Raw genomic sequence first — 25155 nt, 5'->3', positions numbered from 1 at the left:
AGGTCGCACGATGACCGTTTTGGACTATTTCTTATTTGCAGCAATTATCGCCATTTGGGGCATCTTGGTGGTTAACGTGGTGCTGACCATCGCGGGGTACCTCAACTATTTACAAAAAAATCGCCAGCCGGACCCACAATTGCCGGAGCAGGTTCCGTTCGTTTCCATTATGGTTCCGGCGCATAATGAGGGGCTGGTGATTGTCAAAACTTTACAAGCGCTACTGAATTTTGACTATCCGCATGATCGGTATGAAATTATTGTGATTAATGATAATTCGGACGATAACTCAGCGGAACTATTGGCGGAGGTGCAACACTTGTACCCTCACCGCCAACTAACCGTCATCAACACGGATAAAGTAACTGGTGGTAAGGGCAAATCTAACGCGTTAAACATCGGTTTGAAACGCGCCCGCGGCAGTCTGATTTCGATTTACGACGCGGATAATACGCCGCAGCGGAGCGCGCTCCGTTACCTGGTGGCCGAGTTAATGGGCGATCCACAACTGGCCGCCGTGATTGGTAAGTTTCGGACCCGTAATAAAAACGCGTCGTTACTGACCCGGTTCATTAACATTGAGACGCTTTCGTTTCAATGGATGGCCCAGGCCGGGCGCGAAAAGTTATTTAAGTTGTGCACCATTCCGGGCACCAATTACGTTATTCGCCGCGATATTTTAGAAAAAATCGGGGGGTGGGACGTGAAGGCGCTAGCCGAAGATACGGAAATCAGCTTTCGGGTCTACCGGATGGGCTATCGGATTCGGTTCCAGCCGCGGGCCGTGACTTGGGAGCAAGAACCGCAAACCCTTGACGTTTGGTTTCACCAGCGCACCCGCTGGGTCAAGGGAAACATCTACGTCATTTTAAAGAATGCCCGGCTCTTGTTTACCAAGTCGGGCCGACCGATTCGGTTTGACCTGTTATATTTCTTGGCCATCTATTTTCTACTGATGACGTCCCTAATTTTATCCGATACGATGTTTGTGTTATCGGTGGCGGGCGTTGCCCATTCGGATTTAGTGGGGTTTAGTAACGCGTTGTGGGTCATGGCAATTGTGACTTTCGTAGTCAGTACCTTCGTGACGATTACGACCGAAAAGGGTGAAATGACCTTGGCCAACTTAATGTTAATTATTTTTATGTACTTAGTTTATAGTCAAATGTGGCTAGCCGTAGCCGCGCATGGAATGGTGGGGTATATTCGTGAACAAGTCTTTCATCAACAAGCAAAGTGGTACAAAACAAAACGTTACCAGTAAGCTCATCGGCTACTGGTTACTGTTACTAGGTTGCGTTTGCGGGCTCTTGGCCCCGGCGCTGGTGGGGCAAGCCACGGTGGTTACCAATCCAACCGTGACCGCGGCCAAGCAGGACGGTCAGGGAGAACGGCTGACCTACACGCAGCCGTTTCAAAATACGACGACCACCTTATCGGGGGAGGCCGTTGAAGCCAACCTTTATTTTATTAAGATGGATTACTGGGACGTTAAGAAACTGACGATCAACTTTAACTTTCAGATTTCACAGCTGGCAAATCGGGCCACGTCCGACATTACCTTGTCGCTCAACGGCACCAAGTTCTACTCGTTTCGGCCGCACAATCGCGACGGGTTACAATCCAAGACCGTGACGGTACCGCTACGCCTAGTTCAGGGGGAAAACCAGCTTAAAATTAGTGGTCAGATTCTGAATAAGAAGGGCAGTCAAAGCTACCAACTTGCCCAGACCCCGGCGAACTGGCTGACGATTTACGACGGTGCCAACGCGAACTTTGAGTATGAGCTCGAGCCACCCACCCGTGCGATCAAATCGTTTTACGCGCATTTTTCGGGAACCGATACGATTGCGACTGAAAATTCGGTGATCACGGTACCGAAGCAGGCGTCGAACGCCGAATTAACGGCGAGCATGCAGGCGTTAGCGGGGACCGCCCGGACGATTACGACGGAGACGACCCAAATTCCCGTGACCACCTTTGGTAGTGCGGCGACCAAGCAGGCCGACTACCAAGTGGTGTTAGCCACTTATGACCACTTGCCCGCGGAATTTAAAAAACAGGTCAACCGCGACCAATTGCGGCAACGCGCCGTTTTAAAAACTTATCAGTCCGGTGACCGCCACTATTTGATCGTGACCGCGCTGACGGGCAAGCTCCTGAAGCGCGCTGGGCGCTACGTTGCAAATCAGGAATTAATGCAGGAAACGGCAGCTAGCACCAAGGCGATTAGTGAGCAGACCCGAACGTATACGTCGGAATTACAATACGGCGGTTCGGCTCAATTGACGACGCAGGATGACTATTTGGCGGGGGCCAATCACCGCAGTAGCGCCTACTTTGTCAGCCTGCCAGTTGACCGGACGAACGCCGACGGGTCGAAGATTCGGTTGCACTTCCGCTACGCGAAGAACTTAGATTTTAAGCGCTCACTAGTGACGGTATATTTGAATAATAAACCAATTGGCAGTAAGCGGCTCCGCGCGGCCAATGCGGCGGACGACCACTTAACGGTGGCCCTCCCGAAAGGCCAAGCGCTGGGACACGCGTTTACGATTCGGGTGACCTTTGACCTTGAAATGGCGCACCAACGGCAGTCGGATAATCCGCAGACGCCGTGGGCCTTAGTACAATCGGATTCGCGGGCGGAAATCAAGTCTCAACCGGTCAACAGCCTACTTTTTAGTAACTATCCGAGCGTTTTCTTGAAAAATGCGACCTTTAACCAATTGGCAATCGTGCGGCCCAAGACGTTGACGGCGGATGATTATAAAACGCTGACGAACCTGTTTAACTTGATGGGCACCTACGCGCAACAAAATACCGGCCAAATTCAGTTTTACACCAAGCGGCCAAGCCAAACCGTCTTAAAAAGCGCGAACGTGATTGCGTTCGGAACGCCCAAGCAAAACGCATTGATTCGGGACTTGAACGAGCACTTGTATTTCCAGTACAACCGCAAGTTCACCGGGTTTGTGTCGAACGAAAAGCTGAGTATTGAAAGTCAGTACGGCCAAAATCTGGGGACGGCCCAGCTGTTACGATCACCGTACCATCGCCAGGCCGGATTGCTAGTCGTGACCGGAGCACACCCGGCGGACGTTTACCGGGCGTCGACCCAGTTAAACTTCCAACGCAACATTGCCCAGTACCACGGGGATGCCATCGTTGTGGATCGCGATAATAACCATTACGACTACCGCTTTAAGAAACACGCGGCCCTTGATGAACGCGTGACGACCAAGACCGCGGTACAGAAAAAATCGCACTTAATGATTTACTTGGGGTTGGCGTTACTAGTGGTTTTAATTATTATGTTGGCGGGCTTCCTCGTTGCCCGTAAAAGTGGCTTGATGGAACGAAAGGGGCGGCACGATGAATGATGATCAACGCGCGTCGATCTTAGCCGACGTCTACTTACTATTATTTCTCGGCTTGTTTAGCGCAACGGCCGTCTTGATTGCGCTGACGCCCAACTTAGCGCTCAACACGCTCTACCTCGGGATTACGCTGATTTTGGTCATCATGACCTACTTTTTCGGCGTGGTTGCCGGGCTAATCGCCAACTTAACGTTTATCTTTATTCAAGCGTTGGTGATGATCTATCTGAATGCCAGTCACCACGCTGCCATCCCACTGATCATGGTCTTCTGGCTTCTCATGCCGCTACTATTATCAGCCACGTTTTACGGGATGACCCGCCGGCTGACGCAGTTGCAGTCGTCCAATGCTAAGTTACGCGCGGACATCCTCAAACGGGGGGCCTTTGATGAGCAGACCAACCTGCGGACGACCGTGGCCTACATTCAGGACGCGCAAGTCTTTATTGAAACGAACCGCCGTTTTCAACTGCCAGTGACGACCGTGATTATTCGGATTCGCTACTACGCGGAAATTCGACGGATGATGAGTGAACAACAGTACCGCGATTTATTACGCTTAACGTCCGACACGATCACCGCCGCGACCCGTGATAACGACATCACGTATTCGTTAAATCAGGACAACCCGACGTGGGCAATCCTGCTATTTTCCGACCAGCCGGGCGCGCAAATTGCGGCAAACCGCATCAAGGGTCAGTTTGAAAAGCGGGTCCAACAGTCGGTCAGCCTAAATTCGTTAGAAATTTTACTGGTGGTGGGAATCGCGAGTTGGGACGCGGACCAAATGAAGAGTCCCTATGATTTCATGAACGCCGGAATCAAAGAAACGGAATACGACGTTGCCCGCTAACCGAATGCTTTTCAGTTGTGCACAAACAAGATAGTCGACAAACCCAAAATTTGGGCGTATATTTAGCCACATAGTCAATTAACTGGAAGGGGTCTTTTGGAATGGCAAAGCGTTACGACGTGATTATTATCGGTGCGGGGCCAGCTGGGATGACAACTGCGCTGTATGCATCACGGGCCAACTTATCCGTACTCTTATTAGATCGCGGAATTTATGGTGGTCAGATGAATAATACCGCCGCAATTGAAAATTACCCGGGCTTCAAATCAATTTTAGGACCAGATTTAGCCAAGGATATGTACGACTCCGCGACCCAATTCGGTGCGGAATACGCGTACGGCAACGTTGAATCGGTCGAAGACCAGGGCGATTTAAAGATCGTCAAGACCGATAGTGATACCTTTGAAACCAAAGCAATCGTGATTGGAACGGGCTCAGAATACCGTAAACTCGGGGTTCCTGGTGAAGATGCTTACGGTGGCCGGGGCGTTTCTTACTGCGCGGTCTGCGACGGGGCCTTCTTTAAGAACAAGCACGTGGTAGTTGTCGGTGGTGGTGATTCGGCCATTGAAGAAGGAAGTTACTTAACGCAACTCGCTTCGAAAGTAACGGTCATTCACCGGCGTGATCAACTCCGGGCGCAACAAATTTTGCAAGACCGGGCCTTTGCTAATCCTAAGATGGAATTTGTTTGGAACAGCAACGTCACTGAAATTGTCGGTGATGACAAAAAGGTGACGGCGGTCAAAGTGAACAATAACAAGACCGGCGAAGACAGCGAAATCGCCGTTGACGGGGTCTTCATTTACGTTGGCATCAACCCAATCACGAAGCCGTTTGGTAACCTTGGGATTACTGACGAAAATGGTTGGATTGAAACGAACGATCACATGGAAACGAAGGTTCCCGGGATCTTTGCCGTTGGGGACGTCCGCAAGAAGGATTTACGCCAAGTTGCGACGGCCGTTGGTGAAGGTGGGACTGCTGGTCAGCAGGTCTACGCTTACATCACCGCGTTAGGCGACAAAGTTAAAAATTAGGGCCAGTGTGCGGGTAGTCCAACCGCTCACGTTTTAAAAAGCCTTATTTTGAGAAATCAAACAAATTAAAATTAGCTCCGTAAAAACCGTCACGGTTTTTACGGAGCTTTTTTTAATTGGAATGTCTGGTAGTTTTGTACCAATTGGTGTTGATATGTCGCCAGCAGCGGGTGTAACCGGTTGGCTGGAACACTGCGGGCATCGATGTGAGCTCACTCAGAAAACCACTGAGCAATCTCAAATTCGAGCCTTATTCTAAGCCGGAAGAAGCCCACTTCCACCTAAGAATAATTTCGCAGTTGAGCCATGGTTACACCCGCTACTGGCTAGTCTTACTTTAATATTAGACTTTGCGGCTGACTTTAGTATCTCAATTGGTGAAGTCGGTTCTACGGGACGTTTACTGAATTAAGCGCAACCCTATCCACTTATTTGAGCAAGCGTGATAAATTTCTTGAAAACTCAGCTGGCAACTTTTTTAGCAGACCAACACCACAATCATAGAACCCTTAAAGTCGTGTTCACCACCTATATTAGTATGTTTCCAGCTACTTTATGACCAACCGGTAAGGCGGTAAACTTGTACTCTTCAGGCTTGACTAATCGTAGGCAAATGAAGGAAAGCAGTCAACGCTGATACGGGAAGAGCAATAGCTGCCGGTTCGTGTAAGTGGCCAGGTAGATATCACTAATTTCGTAGTGTTGCGCAGCAAGCTGCGCTTCCAACCAAGCCAAATCGTGTTCACTCGTTTCCAAGGCGTCCTGATTGACCTGCCCGTCCACAATCAGCGGGTACTTAATGGAATCGTCATCAACTTCGGTAATTGTTAACTGGCCGTTTTGTTCGAGGACGGCCCGCTTGACGAAGCGAATGTCGGTAATTCCTTCCGTACGTAGGCGAAACATTAGGTCGTTGGCGCTCATGCCGTTACGAAGTGCGGTTTGAACCAGTAATTCCCCGTTCTTAATCAGTAGTTGCGGCTTCCCGTCGATGAAACTTTTGACGTAGTGGTTATGGTGCGTCATGAACCGCAGCACTAAAACGAGGAACGTCCAGATAAGTAGCACTAGCATGAATTGTAAAACGGTGACGCTCGTACTGTAAATCATGCCACCGACAATTCCCCCGAGGACGTAGTTTTGGACTTGGTCGAGGGCGCTAATCGGCGCTAAATTACTTTTTCCTGATAAGTTGATTTGTAAAATAATGGTTAACAGACCAAGAGCTAGTTTAAGCGTCACATCCCAATAGGAAAACATTATTTAGCCCCCTTTACGTAGTGTAACGGTTGCTGAATCGGCGTGGCCCTGGTTAGCGTATAGCTATTGCCATCCGTATTGACGGTCACGTTATAGATGTGATCCTTGACCTTAATTAACAAGCCGCTGTTGACGGTACTAGTATTGGCCCAGACGTCCGTTTTGGCGACGCCTTTTTCGTTAGCCACCCGGTTCATAATTTGAGTAACTTGTGATTTTTGACTAAAACTGGACCGTAAAGTTTGCCACTCGTTAAATTGAATGCCGGCCAGTAAAATTAATAGTAAGACCATGATGACAAATAGGTCCCGGTACTTTAAGTCCGTTTTGTGCCGGTACCATAGCAAACTTAATACACCAATAATTAAAATAATGATACTAATTACTGCAAGCTGGAACAGCGTGTGGTTGCTGTTCTGATTGGCTAAATAGTTGTAAGAATAAAACGTCATAGGCAACCCCCTCGTATTAAGACTATTATACCAAGTTCAGGCACTAACCGAACGAACCGGCGCTCGCAAATCAGTTAACGTCAGAACTGACGGGGGCGTTTTTAGGTAATTCTCAGTAAATTTTACTTTGTAACCGCTATTAATGTTGTATACTATTTCTAGATGACTAGTTAAGCAAACTCGTTATTTCGTGACGAGTGGTTCATATGAGCATTAACAATTATAAGAAGTGGGGATGGTCTTTGTGAGTTGGCAAGATACTTATCGTACCTGGAAAAACCAAACAACACTAGAATCAAGTTTAAAGCAAGAATTAACTAACATGGCCGGCGATGACGCCGCCTTGGAAGATGCCTTTTATCAACCGATGGAATTCGGTACTGCGGGGATGCGGGGCGTCTTAGGACCCGGAATCAACCGAATGAATATTTACACGGTTCGCCAAGCGACTGAGGGGCTCGCGCGGTTTATGGACACCTTACCTGCCGCCGTTAAGGAGCGCGGGGTTGCGATTAGTTTTGATTCGCGGCACCATTCTCAAGACTTTGCCCATGAATCGGCCCGGGTTTTAGGCCAACACGGCATTAAGTCGTACGTGTTTGAAAGCTTGCGGCCAACGCCCGAACTTTCCTTTACGGTCCGGCATTTACATACGTATGCGGGGATCATGATTACGGCGAGCCATAATCCAAAGCAGTATAACGGCTATAAGATTTACGGTGAAGACGGGGGGCAAATGCCACCGAAGGAATCCGATTTGATTACGTCCTATATTCGGAAGGTCACGGACGTCTTTGCGATTGCCGTTGCGGATGAGGACCAACTGTTAGCCGATAAGGTCGAAACGATCATTGGTGACGATGTCGATCAAGACTACTTGGCCAAGGTCAAGGAAGTAACAATCAACCAAAAATTAGTTGACGAAGTTGGTAAAGACATGAAGTTAGTCTTTACGCCACTGCACGGAACGGGCCGGATGTTAGGTGAAAAGGCCCTTAAAAACGCGGGCTTTAAGAACTTTAGCGTGGTTAAAGAGCAAGCCGTCGCTGATCCTGAGTTTTCAACCGTTAAGTTCCCGAACCCTGAATTCCCAGAAGCCTTCAAGATGGCTATCGATTTAGGTAAGAAGGAAGGCGCGGACGTGTTGATCGCGGTTGATCCCGATGCTGACCGCTTAGGGACGGCCGTGCGCCAACCCGACGGTGAATACGTCCTCTTAACGGGGAACCAAATTGCCGCCGTCTTGTTACACTACATTTTGCAAGCGAACAAGGATGCGGGGACGTTGCCAGCTAACGCGGCTGCGGTTAAGTCAATTGTTTCCAGTGAGTTTGCAACTAAGGTTGCGGAAGCTTACGGCGTTAAGATGATCAACGTCTTGACCGGCTTTAAGTACATTGCGGAACAAATTGAACACTTTGAAGCGAGTGGCGAACACACCTACATGTTTGGGTTCGAAGAAAGTTACGGCTACTTGATCAAGCCGTTCGTGCACGATAAGGATGCCATTCAAACGACGGTTCTGTTGGCCGAAGTAGCGGCCTACTACAAGAGTTTAGGCAAGAACTTGTACGACGGGTTGCAAGACCTCTTCAAGCAGTATGGTTACTTCCGTGAAAAGACGACTTCCGAAGAATTTGATGGTGTTGGTGGGAGCGATAAGATCGCGGCTCTAATGACTAAATTCCGGCAAGAAGCGCCAACGACTTTTGCGGGTTACGCCGTCGAAGCAACCGAGGACTTCCAAAGTCAGGTTGAAACTTTCAAGGACGGGCATACCAGCGCAATCAGTTTGCCAGTGGCTAACGTGTTGAAGTACCACTTGGAAGACGGTACTTGGATTGCCATTCGGCCTTCCGGAACGGAACCAAAGATCAAGTTCTATATCGGAACGTTGGGTGCTAGCTTAGACGAAGCTAATACCAAATTAGCGAAGTTTGAGGATGCCATTCAAGCTTTTATTAAAGAATAATGACGCGTTAGCAAGAAATTGCGACGCTAGAACAGTCAATAGGACGCGAAACCGAATTAGCGGTTTCGCGTCCTATTTGGGTTGGATGGTAGGCAGTGTTGATTTGCTAAAGAGGATACCAGTTGAGTTCTCAAAAATTCATTATCCTTGCCAGAATAAGTGGGCAAGACGGCTGTGTATAAATTAGTAAACGTTCCGACCGTTTAACGGCCAGTGCGGTACATTGACGATGACCGCATTACATTGGCCAATCATTGGGGAACCGGGAAGGACCGTAGCCGTCCATCCGGTTGAAGCGTCGTCCCATGGGTCCCATTCCACGGCCACAGCCGGGACGACCACCACCACAACCAGGCATTTCATTAAACGGCGTGGTGCGGCGGGCAAAGTCGTCTTCTGGCAATTCATCTAAAATCTTATTTTCAACTTTAGTAAGCAGGCCATCAAAAGTTTGTTGCTCCTCGTCGGTTAAGACGTCAAAGGCAGAATCCGAGCTACTCTCGGCGTTCCGTTCGGCGGCCTTCTGACCAGCAGCGGTTAATTTGATGGTCATGACGCGGCGATCAGTTGCGGAAGCACTGCGGTGTACGTAACCGGCTTTTTCTAATTTAGCTAGGCATTCGCTAACGGCTTGGGGACTCATATTTAGAACGTAAACCAGTTCACGTTGGGTCGTTTCGGGCTTCATTTTTAAAACGGCCAGTACGCGACCTTGCCCCCGGTGCAGGCTACTTTGTGAGCCGTGAGTGCGTTGTTGCCAATTTTCGTAGCGCCGGAGAAGGGTGTTAAAGCGCAGGAAGCGGGTTAAAAAGTTTTCGTTTTCAGACATAGTTAAGATCCTCTCAAATTAAGTTATCAAGTACTTGATTAAATTCACTTTAACGCTAGTCGAAAAAATAGTCAAGTACTTGATTAATCGGCTGAGGAATTACTTGAAACGATGGCACCAGTAGGCGATTAGTCCGATAATCAATAAGATGAGAACGAGGCGAATTACCCAGAGGATGACCCATTTGTGTATCGGTCTGGTCGGCAGCGATATTAGGATATTTAAGCTTAGCCGAGTTGGGACAGTGGCCATTGTAGGGGTGCAAACAAGAACGCGGTCAAGAAAACTTGCTAATAGCGGACTCGTTGTTTGCCCGATATTCCTTGCGATAAGATGTTTAGTAACGACCTAATGCATCTTAAATTTAATGTTAATAAAGGACGCCTCAAGATTGGAATTTGTGTCCAGCCTTGGGGCGTCTTTTACGTTGAATTGTCTAGAGTTGTTTAACTAAAATTAGCGTTCATTTCTTGAATGTAGTGGTTACCATTAGCTTTGCGTCGCCGTCTGAAAATCTACCGGGTCACCCGGTAACCGCAGTAATTCTGGCCGGCCGTAGTAGTAACCCTGTTGGAGGTTAATTTCAAAGTCATTGCTCAGTTGAGCGTCGGCTTCGTCCTCGATGCCTTCTAAAATGAGGCGTAGACCGTATTCGTTACTGATTGCCCGCCAGAAATGTAGTTTTTGTTGGATTTGTGGATCCTGAATGCCGGTCCGAAAGTTTTGTAAGGCGAATTTAAGTTCGGATGCCAGTGGCAAGAATTCTTGAATACTCTTAAAGTCATTGATGCCGGTTCCCACGTCGTCCAGCGAAATCTGCATACCGTGTTCGATAAAGTGCCGAAGGTGGGGGATCAGTTTCGTATCGGGATAGCAACCCGGGCCAGTTTCTTCGGTGAGCTCCACGATTAGTTTAGCCGGGTATAGTTGCGTCTGACTTTGAATAATGGCCTTAGCAACGTCAGTGTCGACCAATTGTTCGCGGCTCACGTTGACGGAACAGTACTGAACTTTAAGGCCGAGAATTTTAGTCGTCGCCACTAATAGCTTGGACATGATTTTAGGGTCGATACTGGCAAATGATTCCGGTAAACGCCAACCGGCGGGAGTGAGTTGTTTAATCAGAAGCTCGTAGCCGTAAACGGTGTGCGTACGAACGTCTAGTTGGGGTTGTACAAAATAGCGATAAGTTGGTTGCATATTACCATCACCTTTTACTATGATAATTTAAATAAGTTTACTTTTTTTACAATCGCAGTATACTCATAGTATACTTCAAAATGAGGGGATAGCGATATTACGAATAGGAAAAAATTTATCATGTTATTGAAAGCTGTGAATGAACGATGAAAGTAGCCATTATTGGATGTACCCACGCAGGAATCGCCGCGATGCGGCAGATTCTCAAATATTACCCCGACACTGAAATCACGGTATACGAACGTCACGCTGAGATTTCCTACTTGTCTTGTGCCACTTATTTACACTTGGGTGGGACGGTCAAGAACTTAGACGATGTTTTTTATGCCAATCCGGAAGAATTTAAGCGCCAGGGTGTTCAAATGAACATGCAATTTGATGTCATTCGAATTGATGCGCACGCACACGAGATTATGGCCCAAAATCTGCAAACTAAGGAACTCGTCCATGACCAGTATGATAAATTGATTGTCGCAACTGGTTCAATGACGGCAATTCCCGCAATTTCTGGGATTGAAAGTCCGAAAGTAATGCTCTGTAAAACCTGTGATCAGGCGCGTGAATTATATAGCGCGGCGCAACACGGGCACCGCATTGGTATCGTCGGCGGCGGTTATGCCGGCGTTGAATTAGCGGAAGGGTACGTTAAGTCTGGCCATGAAGTGATTTTATTCCAACGAAACGCCCAGTTATTAGACGAATATATGGATCCGGTCATTGCCAATTCAGTTCAAACCGTTCTAGAGGCGCACGGTGTCGATGTCCATACGAACACGACCGTTACTAAGTTCACGGACCTTGGCGAGGCCGGGCTTCAAATTGGGACCACGGCTGGTGATTTTCAAGTTGACATGGTTGCCATTTGTCCGGGCGTTCTTCCACAAACGGACCTCTTAAAGGGGCAAGTTAACCTAGCTAAAAACGGTGCAATCATTACCGACCCCTACATGGGGACTTCGGATCCTGATATTTTTGCGGCTGGTGATGCGACCGAAGTGCACTATAACCCGACGATGAGTCAGGCGTACATTCCGTTAGCCTCACACGCTGTTCGGCAGGGCACCTTGGCCGGGATTAACGTGCTCGAACGTCGCTTAAAATCAATTGGTAGTCAGGCGACGACCGGGATGCTTGTTTTTGGTCAGACGGTTGCTTGTACCGGTTTAACCATGGCGGCAGCCAAGGCAGCGCACATGAATGCCAAAAGCGTGGTTTATGAAGGAAACTATCGACCCGATTTCATGCCGGCGACCCAGAAAGTTAAAATTGAACTCGTTTATGATCAAAATAGTCGTAAGGTGCTGGGTGGTCAACTCATTAGTGCCCACGAAGTGTCGCAATCTGCCAACACTTTATCGGTTATTATTCAAAATGGGAATACGATTGATGAGCTCGCGTTTATGGATATGTTATTTTCACCTAATTTTGATGAACCGTTCAATTACCTGAATTTAGTTGCCCAAAAAGCCGTTGATCAAGAACACGGTTATTGGCGGACTAATTAATTAAATGCTTATAAGACGACCCCACGAAACTAATCGTGGGGCTTTTTTGCGAGTGTGCCAAAAGTTGATTAGTTGGTGACTTTTGACGCCCGTTTTGACTATTAAGATTCGGCGACACAAGGGAGGCTGTGACTAATACCACAGGCCCCTTTTTTGACGATAGTAGCCGAATATTAATTAAAGGTGGCCGTGTTAATCGGCGAAATCATTCGGGTCGGCCGCTAGCGGCTCGTAGGCGTCCATGTCCGCGTCACGGTAATCCCACCATTCGTTCACGTAGCCCACGAAGCCGGCGGCCGTCATCGCCGCATCAAGAATTTGATAGTAGTATTCTTGTTCCGGGGTCTTAGCGGCGTTGCGGTGTGCCTGGGGGCTAAAATCGTCAAAGCCGGTCGGTAACGGACAGTCTTGTCCCGCGGGGGTCGCTAGCGTTAAATCCAACGTGACGCCCTTCTGGTGACTAAAATTGGGGTTCGGGGGTGCGACAAAATCGGGGTCGGGATAAACTTCGAATAGGCGTCGTTGTGCACTAACGGGGCGGTAAGCATCCCAAACTTTGAGCCGGTAGCCTTGGGCTTGGACGGCCTGACTCGCCGCCGCCAATTTTTGGGCGGTACCCGTGCGAACGATGGCGGTCGTGAAGTCGTAAATCACCTGGTGGGTAAAGTTATTAGTGGTCGCGTAACGCAGGTCAATGAAGATGTTTGGGTCGATGCGCTGAATGGCAGAAAAGCCGGTTAATTGTGGATCCATGTGGGGAGCCCTCCTTAGTAAATTGGTAATTAATTTAATTGTACCGGATGACGGGTTAAATGGGGTTGAAAGCGCTCACCTTTAATCGGAATTTAAGCGGCCGTGTGGGCGCATCGTGGCCGTGGTCTACGCTAAGCTTTGTGCTAGCGTTTTAGGCGCAAGCTTGCTATGATGGACAGCAGTGTGCTAAAGCAACGGTAGCTGATTGCAGTGGTACGGAGAAGCATTACTGAGGTTGCGGTTCACGGTACTTCAATAAAAAAACTAATCGGGGTGATGACGATGGATCGGCAAACACGACGAGCCATTTTTATTTTAATCTTTAGTGAATTTTTAGTCTGTTTGGGAATTAGTCTGGTTATTCCAGTAATGCCGTTTATTAAAAATGACTTACACCTGAGTGCGACCGATATGGGGGTCATGAACGCGTTGTTTGCGTTTGCCCAGTTTGTCGCTTCACCAATTATCGGCCGGGTTTCTGATAAGGTCGGCCGCAAGCCCGTTTTAACGCTCGGTCTTTTCTTATTCATGGCGTCGGAAATTTTGTTTGCACTGACTAACCAGTTGGCCGTTTTTAACGTATCCCGGACGATTGGGGGCTTATCCGCTGCGATGGTCGTACCAACGGCCATGGCGCTGGCTTCTGATATTACGACGAAACATCAACGTGCTAAGGTGATTGGCTGGTTGTCGGCGGCCTTTAGTGGTGGCCTGATTTTAGGCCCCGGCATCGGTGGCATGTTGGCAGCCATTAGCTACAAAACCCCGTTCTGGGTGGCCGGAGCACTGGGCCTAATTAGTGCCATTGTTTTAATCGTGCTCTTGCCAAGTGATCAAGAAATTGACCCGAACCGGGAGGCCCAGGCGGCAGCGGCCCACCAGCAACACCACCCGTTAACGCGGGCGTTTTGGACGGTGCCAATCATCCTCCTCTTCGCGATGATTTTGGTCTCATCGTTTGGATTACAAGGCTTTGAAAGTATCTATAGTATTTACGTTAACGAAGTGTTCCACTTTAGTTTGAATAACATTGCACTCGTGCTGACGTTAAACGGCGTTATTTCACTCTTTTTGCAGGTTGCGTTATTCGATACTTTCGTTCAGCGGTGGGGTGAACAGCGCGTCATTCGGGTGTGCTTCGCGTTAGCTGCCATTTGCACCATTTGGATCACGCAAGCGCATTCCAAGGTGGCCGTCATGGTTGCGACTTTAGTTATTTTTTCGGCCTTCGACTTGCTCCGTCCCGCGATTACGACCTTACTGACGAAGGCGACCGAAGCCAATCAGGGATTGATCAACGGCTTAAACATGTCACTAACGAGTGTTGGGAACATCATCGGTCCAATTATGTCGGGAATGTTGTTAGATTTAAACTACCACTATCCTTACCTGGTGGTGGCTGGTTTCCTAATTGTTTCTTATTTAATGGCGTTTTTATTGAAACTGCCGCAGCGTTCACGCCGAGTCCGGCACTAAAGTTGCGTCTGCCGGGTGGCTTTGCTACACTGAGGTCAAATTGAAGTCTTCAAGGATGGTGATCGTTAATGGGAATGCATCAATATTTGCAAAGTTTGAGTAACTTAGAAACGATTCAGCGGGCCCCCGGGTTCTTTAAGTATCAAAACCATTCGGTCGCGGCCCATTCGTTTAAAGTGGCTGAAACCGCGCAGTTTTTAGGTGACGTCGAGGAAAACGCGGGTCAAACGGTTAATTGGCGGGCGCTGTATGAAAAGGCGCTTAACCATGACTATAATGAGCGGTTTATCGGTGACATTAAAACGCCGGTGAAGTACGCGACCCCGACGCTTCGTTCAATGTTAGCGGACGTGGAGCATAAGCTCTCCCAAAACTTTGTGGACAACGAAATTCCCGCGGAGTTTCGGGCGGCCTATTCCAGCCGGTTATCGGAGGGCAAGGACGATACCCTTGAAGGACGGATTCTTTCGGTAGCGGATAAAATTGACCTCCTTTACGAATCCTTTGGTGAAATTCAAAAGGGAAATCCGGAGCCAGTCTTTACCGATATTTACCAGGAAAGTTTGAAGACGATTCTGTCGTTTCAGCAGCTGGCTAGCGTTCAATATTTCTTGAAGGCGGTGCTACCAGAGATGTTGGCGGAACCGTTCACGAATCAGGACCAATTGCGAACGCTGACGCACCAAATTTTGGCGGCGCCCGGCCAATCCGATTAATAGCGAAAGTATGTTCGATGTGCTAAAATATAAGACGGTTTGAAAGTGATAGGGAAGCTTCGGCTTGCCTATTTTTTTCGAGTGAACGTGGCGGTAAAGCTGCGCGTAATGACGGTGATGGTTGTAGTTTTAACCTCGTCGAGTTTTAGTTGAGATAAGTTAAAAAAGGAGGCGGCGCGTTTGATTGATCGAGTCGATGATAATCACTTTGAATTAGTTTCGGATTACCAACCAACGGGTGACCAACCAGAAGCCATTCAAAAATTAACGGCTGGCGTTGAGGCCGGCGAAAAGGAACAAATTTTGATGGGGGCCACCGGGACCGGGAAGACCTTTACGATTTCAAACGTTATTCAGCAGGTTAATAAGCCAACCTTGATTTTGTCCCACAATAAGACCTTGGCCGGCCAGCTTTACGGGGAATTTAAAAAGTTTTTCCCGAACAACGCGGTCGAATACTTTGTGAGTTATTACGATTACTATCAGCCGGAAGCCTACGTGCCTTCGAGTGATACTTACATTGAAAAGGATTCCGCTATTAATGATGAAATCGATAAATTGCGGCACTCGGCTACCAGTTCGTTACTGGAACGTAACGACGTAATCGTAGTGGCGTCCGTTTCGAGTATCTTCGGGTTAGGGGATCCGCACGAATACCAGGACCACGTGGTTTCGCTACGGGTCGGTATGACGATTGAACGCAACGACCTCTTGCGAAAACTGGTCGATATTCAATTTGACCGCAATGACATTGATTTTCAACGGGGGCGCTTCCGGGTTCACGGTGACGTGGTTGAAATTTTCCCAGCTTCCCGGGACGACCACGCGTTACGGGTGGAGTTTTTTGGTGACGAAATTGACCGAATTCGTGAAATTGACGCTTTGACGGGTGAAGTTGTCGGTGACCGCGACCACGTTGCTATTTTCCCAGCGACCCACTTTATGACGAACGACGCTATTATGGAACGGGCCATCAATGGGATTGAAACTGAATTGGACGGGCGCTTAAAGGAGCTGACCAATGATGGTAAGTTACTGGAAGCCCAACGGCTCAAGCAACGGACGACCTATGATATTGAAATGCTGAAGGAAATGGGGTATACCAGCGGGATTGAAAACTATTCTCGCTTTATGGACGGCCGTAAACCGGGCGAACCACCGTACACCTTGCTCGACTTCTTCCCCAAGGACTTTTTAATGGTCGTCGACGAATCACACGTGACGATGCCGCAAGTGCGCGGGATGTATAACGGTGACCGGGCGCGGAAACAGATGTTAGTGGATTACGGTTTTCGGTTACCAAGTGCGCTGGATAACCGGCCGCTTAAGTTAGCGGAAGTTGAACAACACATTAATCAGGTCATTTACATGTCCGCTACTCCCGGCCCCTATGAGATGGACCGGACGAAGCACGTGGTGCAACAAATTATTCGGCCGACCGGCTTACTGGATCCCACCATTGAGGTCCGGCCCATCATGGGGCAAATTGATGACTTGGTCGGTGAAATTAACAAGCGGATTGAGCGTAATGAACGCGTCTTCGTGACCACTTTAACCAAGAAGATGGCGGAAGACTTAACCGATTACATGAAGGATCTAGGTATTAAGGTCCGGTACCTACACAGTGACATTAAAACGCTTGAACGGACTAAGATTATCCGGGACTTGCGCTTAGGTAAGTTTGACGTTCTCGTGGGGATCAACCTCTTACGGGAAGGGATTGACGTGCCAGAAGTGTCGTTAGTTGCAATCTTGGATGCCGATAAGGAAGGCTTCTTACGTAATGAACGGTCACTGATTCAAACAATCGGCCGGGCTGCCCGTAATGAAAACGGGGCGGTCATCATGTATGCCGATACGACGACGGCGTCGATGCAGGCGGCGATTGACGAAACTGCCCGGCGGCGTGAGATTCAGCAGAAGTATAACGAAGTGCATCACATTACGCCGAAGACGATCAAGAAGGCCATCCCAGAACTGATTGCTTCGACCAAGGTTGCTGAAGACAGTGGTAAGAAGGACGACTTCTTAGAAACGGACTTCGACGACATGACGCACGAACAACAATTAGACATGATTGCAAAACTGGAAGAACAAATGAAGACCGCTGCCAAGAAGCTCGACTTTGAACAGGCCGCTACTTTGCGGGATACGGTCATGGAATTAAAAGCACAGATTAGCTAGGAGGCCTTTTTGTGGCAAACGATAAAATTGTAATCCACGGGGCGCGGGCCCATAATTTAAAGAATATTGACGTGACCATTCCGCGTAACAAGTTAGTGGTCATTACGGGGTTGTCTGGTTCTGGAAAAAGTTCCCTCGCGTTTGATACGTTATACGCAGAAGGGCAGCGGCGCTACGTTGAAAGTTTGTCCGCCTACGCGCGTCAATTTTTAGGCCAAATGCAAAAACCGGATGTTGATTCGATTGACGGGTTAAGTCCCGCCATTTCGATTGATCAAAAAACGACTTCTAAGAACCCCCGCTCAACGGTCGGGACCGTTACCGAAATTAACGACTATTTACGGCTCTTATGGGCGCGGGTGGGCGAACCCATTTGTCCAAATGACGGAACGCCGATTGCCAGTCAAACGGTTGAACAAATGGTAAACCGGGTTCAAAGTTTGCCCGAACGGACTAAGCTCCAAATCTTGTCGCCGATTGTTCGTCAAAAGAAGGGCGAACATAAGAAAATTTTTGAAAAAATTAAGCGGGAAGGCTTTGTGCGTGTCCGGGTCGATGGTGAGATTCATGATATCGGGGAAACCTTTGACCTCAATAAAAATCAGCGCCACAAGATTGAAATCGTGATTGACCGGATCGTGGTTAAGTCCGGCATTCGGTCGCGGCTCTTCGATTCCTTTGAAGCCGCGTTACGGTTAAGTGGCGGTTACGCGATTGCCGACGTAATCGGCGGCGACCCGATTTTGTTTTCTGAACATTACGCCTGCCCGGTTTGTGGCTTTACGGTTGGTGAATTGGAGCCGCGGCTCTTTTCATTCAACGCACCGCAGGGAGCTTGTCCGGATTGTGAAGGGCTCGGTGTTAAGCTCGAAGTAGACGAAGATTTAGTGGTCCCCGATAAGCAATTGACGCTTGAAGAGGGGGCGTTATTACCGTGGAATCCGATCAGTTCGCAGTACTATCCTGAAATGCTGAAGCAAGCTTGTGAGCAATTGAAAATTCCGATGGACGTACCTTACGAAAATTTAACCAAGGCGCAACGGCAAACGTTATTGTACGGGTCTGATGGTCAGAAGTTCCACTTCCATTATCAAAATGACTTTGGGGGCATTCGCGACGTAGACGCCGTCTTTGAAGGGGTCATTAATAACGTGGATCGCCGCTATCACGAAACGAGTAGTGACTTTACTCGCGACGTCATGCGGAAGTACATGACCGAATTAACTTGTCAAACCTGTCACGGTTACCGGCTTAACCGCAAGGCGTTAGCCGTTAAGGTTGGCGGGGAACACATTGGTGCGGTTTCCGATTTGGCAATTGGTAAGGAACTCGCTTTCTTCAACGACCTGCAATTATCGGAACAGGACTTGGTGATTGCGAAGCCAATCCTAAAGGAAATTCGCGACCGGCTGACCTTCTTGCAAAACGTTGGTTTGGCTTATTTAACACTGAGTCGGGCGGCCCGGACGTTGTCCGGTGGGGAAGCGCAACGGATTCGGTTAGCGACCCAAATTGGGTCAAACTTATCCGGAGTGCTCTACATTCTGGACGAACCATCAATCGGTCTGCACCAACGGGATAATGACCGACTAATTGATTCGTTGAAAAAGATGCGTGATTTGGGTAATACCCTGATCGTCGTTGAACACGATGAAGATACGATGCGGGCGGCCGATTACATTGTTGACATTGGACCCGGTGCGGGCGAAAACGGTGGTGAAGTCATGGCCGCCGGAACCCCTAAACAGGTTGCCCGGTCACGGAAATCACTAACCGGCCAATATTTGGCGGGCAAGCGGTTTATTCCGGTGCCCGAAACACGCCGTGAAGGTAACGGTAAGAAGATTCGGGTGACTGGCGCCGCTGAAAACAACCTGAAAAATATCACGGTCGATTTCCCACTCGGGGAGTTTGTAGTGGTGACCGGGGTGTCGGGTTCTGGTAAGTCGACACTCGTTAACGACATTTTGAAGCGGGCGTTAGCTCAAAAGCTGAATCATAATTCTGAAAAACCCGGGAAATATAAGTCAATCAGTGGCGTTAAAAACATTGAGCGGCTCGTTAACATTGATCAAAGCCCGATTGGCCGGACGCCGCGGAGTAACCCGGCGACTTATACCGGTGTCTTTGACAATATCCGGGAATTATTTGCTCAGACGAACGAAGCTAAATTACGCGGGTATCAAAAGGGCCGCTTTAGTTTCAATATCAAGGGCGGTCGCTGTGAGGCTTGTCATGGTGACGGGATTTTGAAGATCGAAATGAACTTCTTGCCGGACGTGTTCGTTCCGTGTGAAGTTTGTCATGGAAAGCAGTATAATTCTGAGACTTTGGAAGTTGAATACAAGGGTAAAAACATTGCGGACGTTCTCCAAATGACCGCTTCGGAAGCCCTTGATTTTTTCAAACCGATTCCGAAGATTCGCCGAAAATTACAAACGTTAGTGGACGTTGGCTTGGGCTACGTGAAGCTTGGTCAAGCCGCCACAACGCTATCTGGTGGGGAAGCGCAGCGGATGAAGTTAGCCGCTGAATTGCACAAGCAACAGTCCGGGAAGAACTTTTACATCTTGGATGAACCAACGACGGGGCTGCATAGTGAAGATATTCGCCGCTTGATTGGGGTTCTACAACGGCTCGTAGATGCGGGTAATACGGTTCTGATTATTGAACATAATTTAGACGTCGTTAAGTCGGCGGATTACTTGATCGACTTAGGCCCAGAAGGTGGCGAAGGCGGTGGTACGGTCGTTGCGACCGGGACCCCGGAAGCCGTTTCAGCCGTACCGGCAAGCTATACTGGCCAGTACTTAAAGCCCGTATTGGCGCGTGACCGGGCCCTTCAAGCGCAGCCAAGCAAATAGTTGACCGAGTGTGCTACACTAGGCATGTAATGCAATTTTTTGACAAGAGGAGTGTTCAGATTGGCTAAAGTAGAGAGTTTTACATTAGATCATACGAAAGTACTCGCACCCTACGTGCGGAAAATTACGGTGGAACACGGTCCTAACGGTGACGCCATCACTAACTTTGATTTACGGTTAGTTCAACCTAACAAGGCAGCAATTGATACCGCTGGTTTGCATACGATTGAACACATGCTAGCCGGGTTGTTACGTGACCGGATGGACGGCGTGATTGACTGTTCACCATTTGGCTGCCGGACTGGTTTCCACTTGATTACTTGGGGTGAACACGATACGGTTGAAGTTGCCAAGGCGTTGAAGTCATCCCTTGAATTCATTGCCGGCCCAGCTAAGTGGGAAGACGTGCAGGGGACGACCATTGACAGCTGTGGGAACTACAAAGACCACTCCCTGTTCTCTGCTAAGGAATGGGCTAAGTTAATTCTCTCCCAGGGAATTTCTTCCGACCCATTTGTCCGCAAAGTCGTTGAATAAAATTATTTGAAACGCAATCAATAGACCGCGATTATCTTGCCGATGATCACGGTCTTTTTGATTGCGCTGATTTCCGAGTGCGGTTTGACTAGCAGTAGATGGCGGTGAAATTGGAATTATTATCAGTTTAAGATTAAAAAATAATACATAAAGTTTTGAATAAATGTATAAATATCCGTAAAACGTGTGAATATTTAGCTAATAAAGAATATTTTATAAAAATCATTGCATAAAGTTAAAATGGGTGCTACGATACTGTCATTGAGAAATTCATCAGCAAACATTGACGGAGGTAATGAGAAATGGTTGAACAAAACAAAAAAATTATTTTGGCATATTCTGGCGGGTTAGATACTTCGGTTGCCATTAGTTGGCTAAAGGATAAGGGCTACGACGTGGTTGCTTGTGGAATTGATGTCGGTGAAGGTAAGGACATGGACGCCATCAAGGAAAAGGCGCTAAAGTTGGGCGCCGTTTCGTCCTACATGATCGATGCTAACCAGGAATTTGCCGAAGAGTACGCGTTAATCGCGCTGCAAGGCCACGCCCTATATGAGGGAGAATATCCGTTGGTTTCGGCCCTCTCACGGCCGTTGATTGCTAAGAAATTAGTTACCTTAGCTAAGAAGGAACACGCGGTCGCAATCGCGCACGGTTGTACCGGTAAGGGGAACGACCAGGTCCGGTTTGAAGTTGCGATCCACGCGTTAGCACCTGACATTAAAATTGAAGCGCCGGTTCGGGATTGGCACTGGTCACGGGAAGAAGAAATTGACTACGCTAAGCAACACAACATTCCCGTTCCGATTAATCTTGATAGCCCGTATTCCATCGATGAAAACTTATGGGGCCGGGCCAACGAATGTGGCGTCCTTGAAGATCCATGGGCGGGTGCGCCTGCGGATGCGTTTGACCGGACGAAGGCCTTGGCGGACACGCCGGACCAACCAACGACGTTAGAGATTACGTTTGAGGCGGGCGTTCCGGTGGCGTTGGATGGCGAAGCCATGGACCTGGCTAGCTTGATTATCAAGTTAGATAAAATTGCGGGTGAACACGGAATTGGCCGGATCGACCACATTGAAAACCGATTAGTCGGGATTAAATCGCGGGAAGTGTACGAAGCACCGGCCGCGACCGTCCTACTCAAGGCCCATAAGGATTTGGAAGACTTAACGTTCGAACGGGAATTAGCGCACTTCAAACCATTAATTGAACAGAAACTTGCGGATACGATCTATAACGGCCTCTGGTTCTCACCTTTAATGGACGCGATGGTTGCCTTTATCAAGCAAACCCAACAAGTCGTTAACGGAGTCGTTCGGGTGCAACTCTTCAAGGGGAACGTCATCACTGAAGGTCGGAAGTCACCTAACTCACTGTACGATGAAAACTTGGCAACCTACACGGCGGCTGACTCCTTCGATCAACAAGCGGCCGTTGGTTTTATTAAATTATGGGGGCTCCCAACCCAGGTCAACGCCCAGGTTCAGGCGAAGGTCGCTGCCGATCAAAAGGCTCAAACGACTAAGGAACACGCCTAATGAGTACGCAAAAGTTATGGGGTGGTCGGTTTACGGAAACCGTCGCCAAGTACGTTGATGAATTTGGTGCGTCAATTGGCTTTGATCAGTTACTGGCCGCCGAAGACATTACCGGTTCGTTAGCGCACGTTAAGATGCTTAAAAAGACGGGGATTTTGCCCGCTGAGGATGTTGATCAAATTGTGGCGGGATTAGAAACGCTTGAAAAGCGGCTTCAAGCTGGTCAGTTAGAATTTTCAACCGTTAACGAAGATATTCATATGAATATTGAAGCGTTGTTAACGGCGGAAATTGGACCAGTCGCCGGGAAACTGCATACCGCGCGTTCCCGAAATGACCAGGTCGCCACGGATTTTCACCTGTACTTGAAACACCAACTGCCTAAAATTTTAGCGCGCTTACAGGCGCTTGAAGAAGTACTGGTTGAAAAGGCCGCGGCCAACGTTACAACGGTGATGCCGGGGTATACGCACTTGCAACACGCGCAACCGATTTCTTACGCGCACTATTTATTGGCATATTATCAAATGTTTCGACGCGATATTGAACGGTTCAAGTTCAATATACAGCATACCGATATTTCACCGTTGGGCGCGGCAGCGCTAGCGGGAACGACCTTTCCAATTGACCGTGAATATAGTGCCCAATTATTAGGTTTTAGTCAGGTTTACCATAATAGTTTAGACGCCGTTTCGGACCGGGATTTCGTATTGGAGTTCCTTAGTAACGCGGCAATCCTGATGATGCACTTATCACGTTTTTGTGAAGAACTTGTTAGCTGGAGTAGTTATGAATTTAACTACATTAGTCTAAGTGACCAATTTTCAACTGGCAGTTCAATCATGCCCCAGAAAAAGAATCCAGATATGGCTGAACTGATTCGGGGCAAAGCTGGTCGGGTTTATGGCAACTTGATGGGCCTGTTAACGGTCATGAAAGCGATCCCGCTAGCCTATAATAAGGACTTACAAGAAGATAAGGAGGGGGCCTTTGATACCGTCACGACGGTACTGACGAGTTTGCACGTCTTTACGGGCATGCTGGCAACGCTGACGGTTAATAAGGCGCAAATGGCGCACGCAACCACGAACGATTTCTCAAACGCGACGGAATTGGCGGACTACTTAGCCAATAAGGGCATGCCGTTCCGGGAAGCCCACGCGATTGTGGGCAAGCTGGTCTTAGAAGGCATTCAAAAACACCGGCCGTTGCAGGACATTCCGTTGAGTGAATTTCAGGAAATTTCGCCATTAATTGAAGCGGATGTCTATCACGATTTAGACGCCAAGGTAGCGGTTGAACGGCGGCATTCTCTTGGGGGAACCGGCTTTGACCAAATTCGTCAGGAATTAAAACGCGCACAGGCGCAACTGGCAAAGGACGCTCAGGATTAATGAGGCCAACCATTCTCAAATTAAATAGCTGATGATGAAAAGTGGGGCGTGGAAACGCACCCACTTTTTGGGATCCTATGATATGCGGTGTTGATTTGCTACCAAAGGTGCCGGTTGAGTTTTCAAAAAAATTCATTGTGCTTGTCGGAATGGGGGGACAAGGTTGCGTTTGATTTAGTGAACGTTCAGCAGGACCAGTCTCACCAATTGAGATTTACTAAATTCAACCGATGTATTAAGGCAAGACTAGCCAGTAGCGGGTGTAACTATGGCTCAACTGCGAAATTATTCTTAGTCGGAAGTGAAGTTCTTCCGGCTTAGAATAAGGCTCGAATTTGAGATTGCTCAGTGGTATCCTGAGTGAGCTCAAATCGATGCCCGCAGTGTTCCAGCCAACCGGTTACACCCGCTGCTGGCGGCAGAACAACACCAATTGGTACAGTCCTCCTTTTTTGCACTAGTGCCGTCCGTAACAAGTTGGAAACTCTTACATCAACTGGTATGATGGAGTTAAAGCGGATAGGAGATGTGGTTCAAAATGTTTAATGATCATCGCTGGGGATTTGATTGGACGGAATTTATTACCGGGGTTGTCTTCTTAGTGGCGGCCTACTTTGTGATGAAACAACCGCAGGCAGCGCTATTGAGTTTGGTTTTCTTATTTGCAATTGCGGCCATTATTAGTGGGATTACCACCTTAGCGGGCTACACTAAGTTGAGACGGGAGACCGGCTTGCGAGCCAACGTAGCCCTAGGATTAGCAATTATTGATATTTTGGTTGGTTTGCTGTTTCTATTTAAGGCACCAACCGGAATTTTAGTGTTGGGTTACGTCTTTGCGTTCTGGTTCTTAATTGACTCAATTGAGCGTTTGACGGTCGTTTCACACTTACGGTTTTTCGGTACTGGGTACTTCGTGATTTCACTCATTTTAGACTTACTGAGTTTGGCGCTGGGCGTCATGTTACTCTTTAGCCCGGTCGTGGCGGCACTGACCTTTAACGTACTGGTAGCCGTTTACTTTGCCATTTTCGGCATCAACGCGATTTTAATCGCCTTTGCTCGACGTAATTAGGGGGGCGGTTCAGCGTCCTTTATTCAGTTACTGGGCAAACCAACGCCTGAATTACTAGCCTTGGCGCGTTGTTGAAAAGTCGTTAGTAGCGATGACACGCCCGGTATGTTATACTACCAAC

19 protein-coding genes are annotated in these 25155 nt (G+C 48.4%); 14 read left to right on the top strand and 5 right to left on the bottom strand.

All coding sequences use genetic code 11. The features are described from left to right. The first annotated feature begins 10 nt into the window (after positions 1-10). The 4 genes from FFM79_RS07265 (at position 11) to trxB (ending at position 5273) form a co-directional block, all read left to right on the top strand. On the top strand, positions 11-1264 hold the full coding sequence (locus FFM79_RS07265) for a glycosyltransferase family 2 protein (protein ID WP_137642812.1): 1254 nt from the start codon (positions 11-13) through the stop codon (positions 1262-1264). Continuing rightward, positions 1203-3383, top strand: a complete 2181-nt coding sequence (locus FFM79_RS07260; RefSeq protein ID WP_225424402.1) for a cellulose biosynthesis cyclic di-GMP-binding regulatory protein BcsB — start codon at positions 1203-1205, stop codon at positions 3381-3383. Before FFM79_RS07265 ends, FFM79_RS07260 begins: the two co-directional genes overlap by 62 nt. Then, positions 3376-4233 carry a GGDEF domain-containing protein gene (locus FFM79_RS07255; protein ID WP_137642810.1) on the top strand — a complete coding sequence of 286 codons (858 nt, stop codon included), beginning with the start codon at positions 3376-3378 and terminating at the stop codon, positions 4231-4233. The genes FFM79_RS07260 and FFM79_RS07255 overlap by 8 nt, the downstream gene beginning before the upstream one ends. Before the next feature lie 101 nt (positions 4234-4334). Further along, positions 4335-5273: a thioredoxin-disulfide reductase gene (trxB, locus tag FFM79_RS07250; RefSeq protein WP_137642809.1), complete on the top strand. Its 939-nt coding sequence runs from the start codon at positions 4335-4337 to the stop codon at positions 5271-5273. A 627-nt stretch (positions 5274-5900) separates the two neighbouring features. On the opposite strand, the gene FFM79_RS07245 is transcribed toward trxB, so the two are convergent. Together FFM79_RS07245 and FFM79_RS07240 are read right to left on the bottom strand one after the other, a co-directional pair. Further along, a complete protein-coding gene (locus FFM79_RS07245) occupies positions 5901-6533 on the bottom strand; it encodes a DUF421 domain-containing protein (RefSeq protein ID WP_137642808.1) in 633 nt (210 codons plus the stop codon). Continuing rightward, positions 6533-6985, bottom strand: coding sequence for a DUF3290 domain-containing protein (locus FFM79_RS07240; protein ID WP_137642807.1), 453 nt, complete (start codon positions 6983-6985; stop codon positions 6533-6535). The genes FFM79_RS07245 and FFM79_RS07240 overlap by 1 nt, the downstream gene beginning before the upstream one ends. 244 nt (positions 6986-7229) lie before the next feature. On the opposite strand from FFM79_RS07240, the gene FFM79_RS07235 reads away from it, so the two are divergent. Beyond that, the gene (locus FFM79_RS07235; RefSeq protein WP_137642806.1) at positions 7230-8957 is read left to right on the top strand and encodes a phospho-sugar mutase; all 1728 of its coding nucleotides are present in this window, start codon (positions 7230-7232) and stop codon (positions 8955-8957) included. A gap of 238 nt (positions 8958-9195) precedes the next feature. Here FFM79_RS07235 and FFM79_RS07230 read toward each other — a convergent pair whose 3' ends face one another. Further along, positions 9196-9786: a MarR family winged helix-turn-helix transcriptional regulator gene (locus FFM79_RS07230; RefSeq protein WP_137642805.1), complete on the bottom strand. Its 591-nt coding sequence runs from the start codon at positions 9784-9786 to the stop codon at positions 9196-9198. A 489-nt stretch (positions 9787-10275) separates the two neighbouring features. Further along, positions 10276-10986 carry an EAL domain-containing protein gene (locus tag FFM79_RS07225; protein ID WP_137642804.1) on the bottom strand — a complete coding sequence of 237 codons (711 nt, stop codon included), beginning with the start codon at positions 10984-10986 and terminating at the stop codon, positions 10276-10278. A gap of 146 nt (positions 10987-11132) precedes the next feature. Here FFM79_RS07225 and FFM79_RS07220 point away from each other — a divergent pair, with 146 nt between their 5' ends. Continuing rightward, on the top strand, positions 11133-12491 hold the full coding sequence (locus FFM79_RS07220) for an FAD-dependent oxidoreductase (RefSeq protein WP_137642803.1): 1359 nt from the start codon (positions 11133-11135) through the stop codon (positions 12489-12491). 192 nt (positions 12492-12683) lie between these two features. Here FFM79_RS07220 and FFM79_RS07215 read toward each other — a convergent pair whose 3' ends face one another. Then, positions 12684-13244, bottom strand: coding sequence for a M15 family metallopeptidase (locus tag FFM79_RS07215; RefSeq protein ID WP_137642802.1), 561 nt, complete (start codon positions 13242-13244; stop codon positions 12684-12686). A 282-nt stretch (positions 13245-13526) separates the two neighbouring features. On the opposite strand from FFM79_RS07215, the gene FFM79_RS07210 reads away from it, so the two are divergent. The 8 genes from FFM79_RS07210 to FFM79_RS07175 all read left to right on the top strand — a co-directional run bounded on the left by FFM79_RS07210 (position 13527) and on the right by FFM79_RS07175 (position 25034). Beyond that, positions 13527-14720, top strand: coding sequence for an MFS transporter (locus FFM79_RS07210; protein WP_137642801.1), 1194 nt, complete (start codon positions 13527-13529; stop codon positions 14718-14720). A 68-nt stretch (positions 14721-14788) separates the two neighbouring features. Next, positions 14789-15436, top strand: coding sequence for an HD domain-containing protein (locus FFM79_RS07205; RefSeq protein WP_137642800.1), 648 nt, complete (start codon positions 14789-14791; stop codon positions 15434-15436). 180 nt (positions 15437-15616) lie between these two features. Next, complete coding sequence (gene uvrB, locus FFM79_RS07200; protein WP_137642799.1) at positions 15617-17620, top strand: excinuclease ABC subunit UvrB; 2004 nt, start codon at positions 15617-15619, stop codon at positions 17618-17620. Positions 17621-17631: 11 nt separating this feature from the next. Further along, positions 17632-20484 carry an excinuclease ABC subunit UvrA gene (gene uvrA, locus FFM79_RS07195; protein WP_137642798.1) on the top strand — a complete coding sequence of 951 codons (2853 nt, stop codon included), beginning with the start codon at positions 17632-17634 and terminating at the stop codon, positions 20482-20484. Between the two features lie 60 nt (positions 20485-20544). Then, positions 20545-21021, top strand: coding sequence for an S-ribosylhomocysteine lyase (locus FFM79_RS07190; RefSeq protein WP_137642797.1), 477 nt, complete (start codon positions 20545-20547; stop codon positions 21019-21021). A gap of 302 nt (positions 21022-21323) precedes the next feature. Further along, positions 21324-22565, top strand: coding sequence for an argininosuccinate synthase (locus tag FFM79_RS07185; protein ID WP_137642796.1), 1242 nt, complete (start codon positions 21324-21326; stop codon positions 22563-22565). Next, positions 22565-23959 carry an argininosuccinate lyase gene (argH, locus tag FFM79_RS07180; RefSeq protein WP_137642795.1) on the top strand — a complete coding sequence of 465 codons (1395 nt, stop codon included), beginning with the start codon at positions 22565-22567 and terminating at the stop codon, positions 23957-23959. Before FFM79_RS07185 ends, argH begins: the two co-directional genes overlap by 1 nt. Positions 23960-24497: 538 nt before the next feature. Then, a complete protein-coding gene (locus tag FFM79_RS07175; protein WP_137642794.1) occupies positions 24498-25034 on the top strand; it encodes an HdeD family acid-resistance protein in 537 nt (178 codons plus the stop codon). Positions 25035-25155: the final 121 nt, after the last annotated feature.

The organism is Lactiplantibacillus modestisalitolerans, assembly GCF_005405425.1.
GTDB classification, from domain to species: domain Bacteria; phylum Bacillota; class Bacilli; order Lactobacillales; family Lactobacillaceae; genus Lactiplantibacillus; species Lactiplantibacillus modestisalitolerans.
Note: the sequence above shows the minus strand (reverse complement) of the source record. Positions and strands in the feature narration are given on the sequence as shown.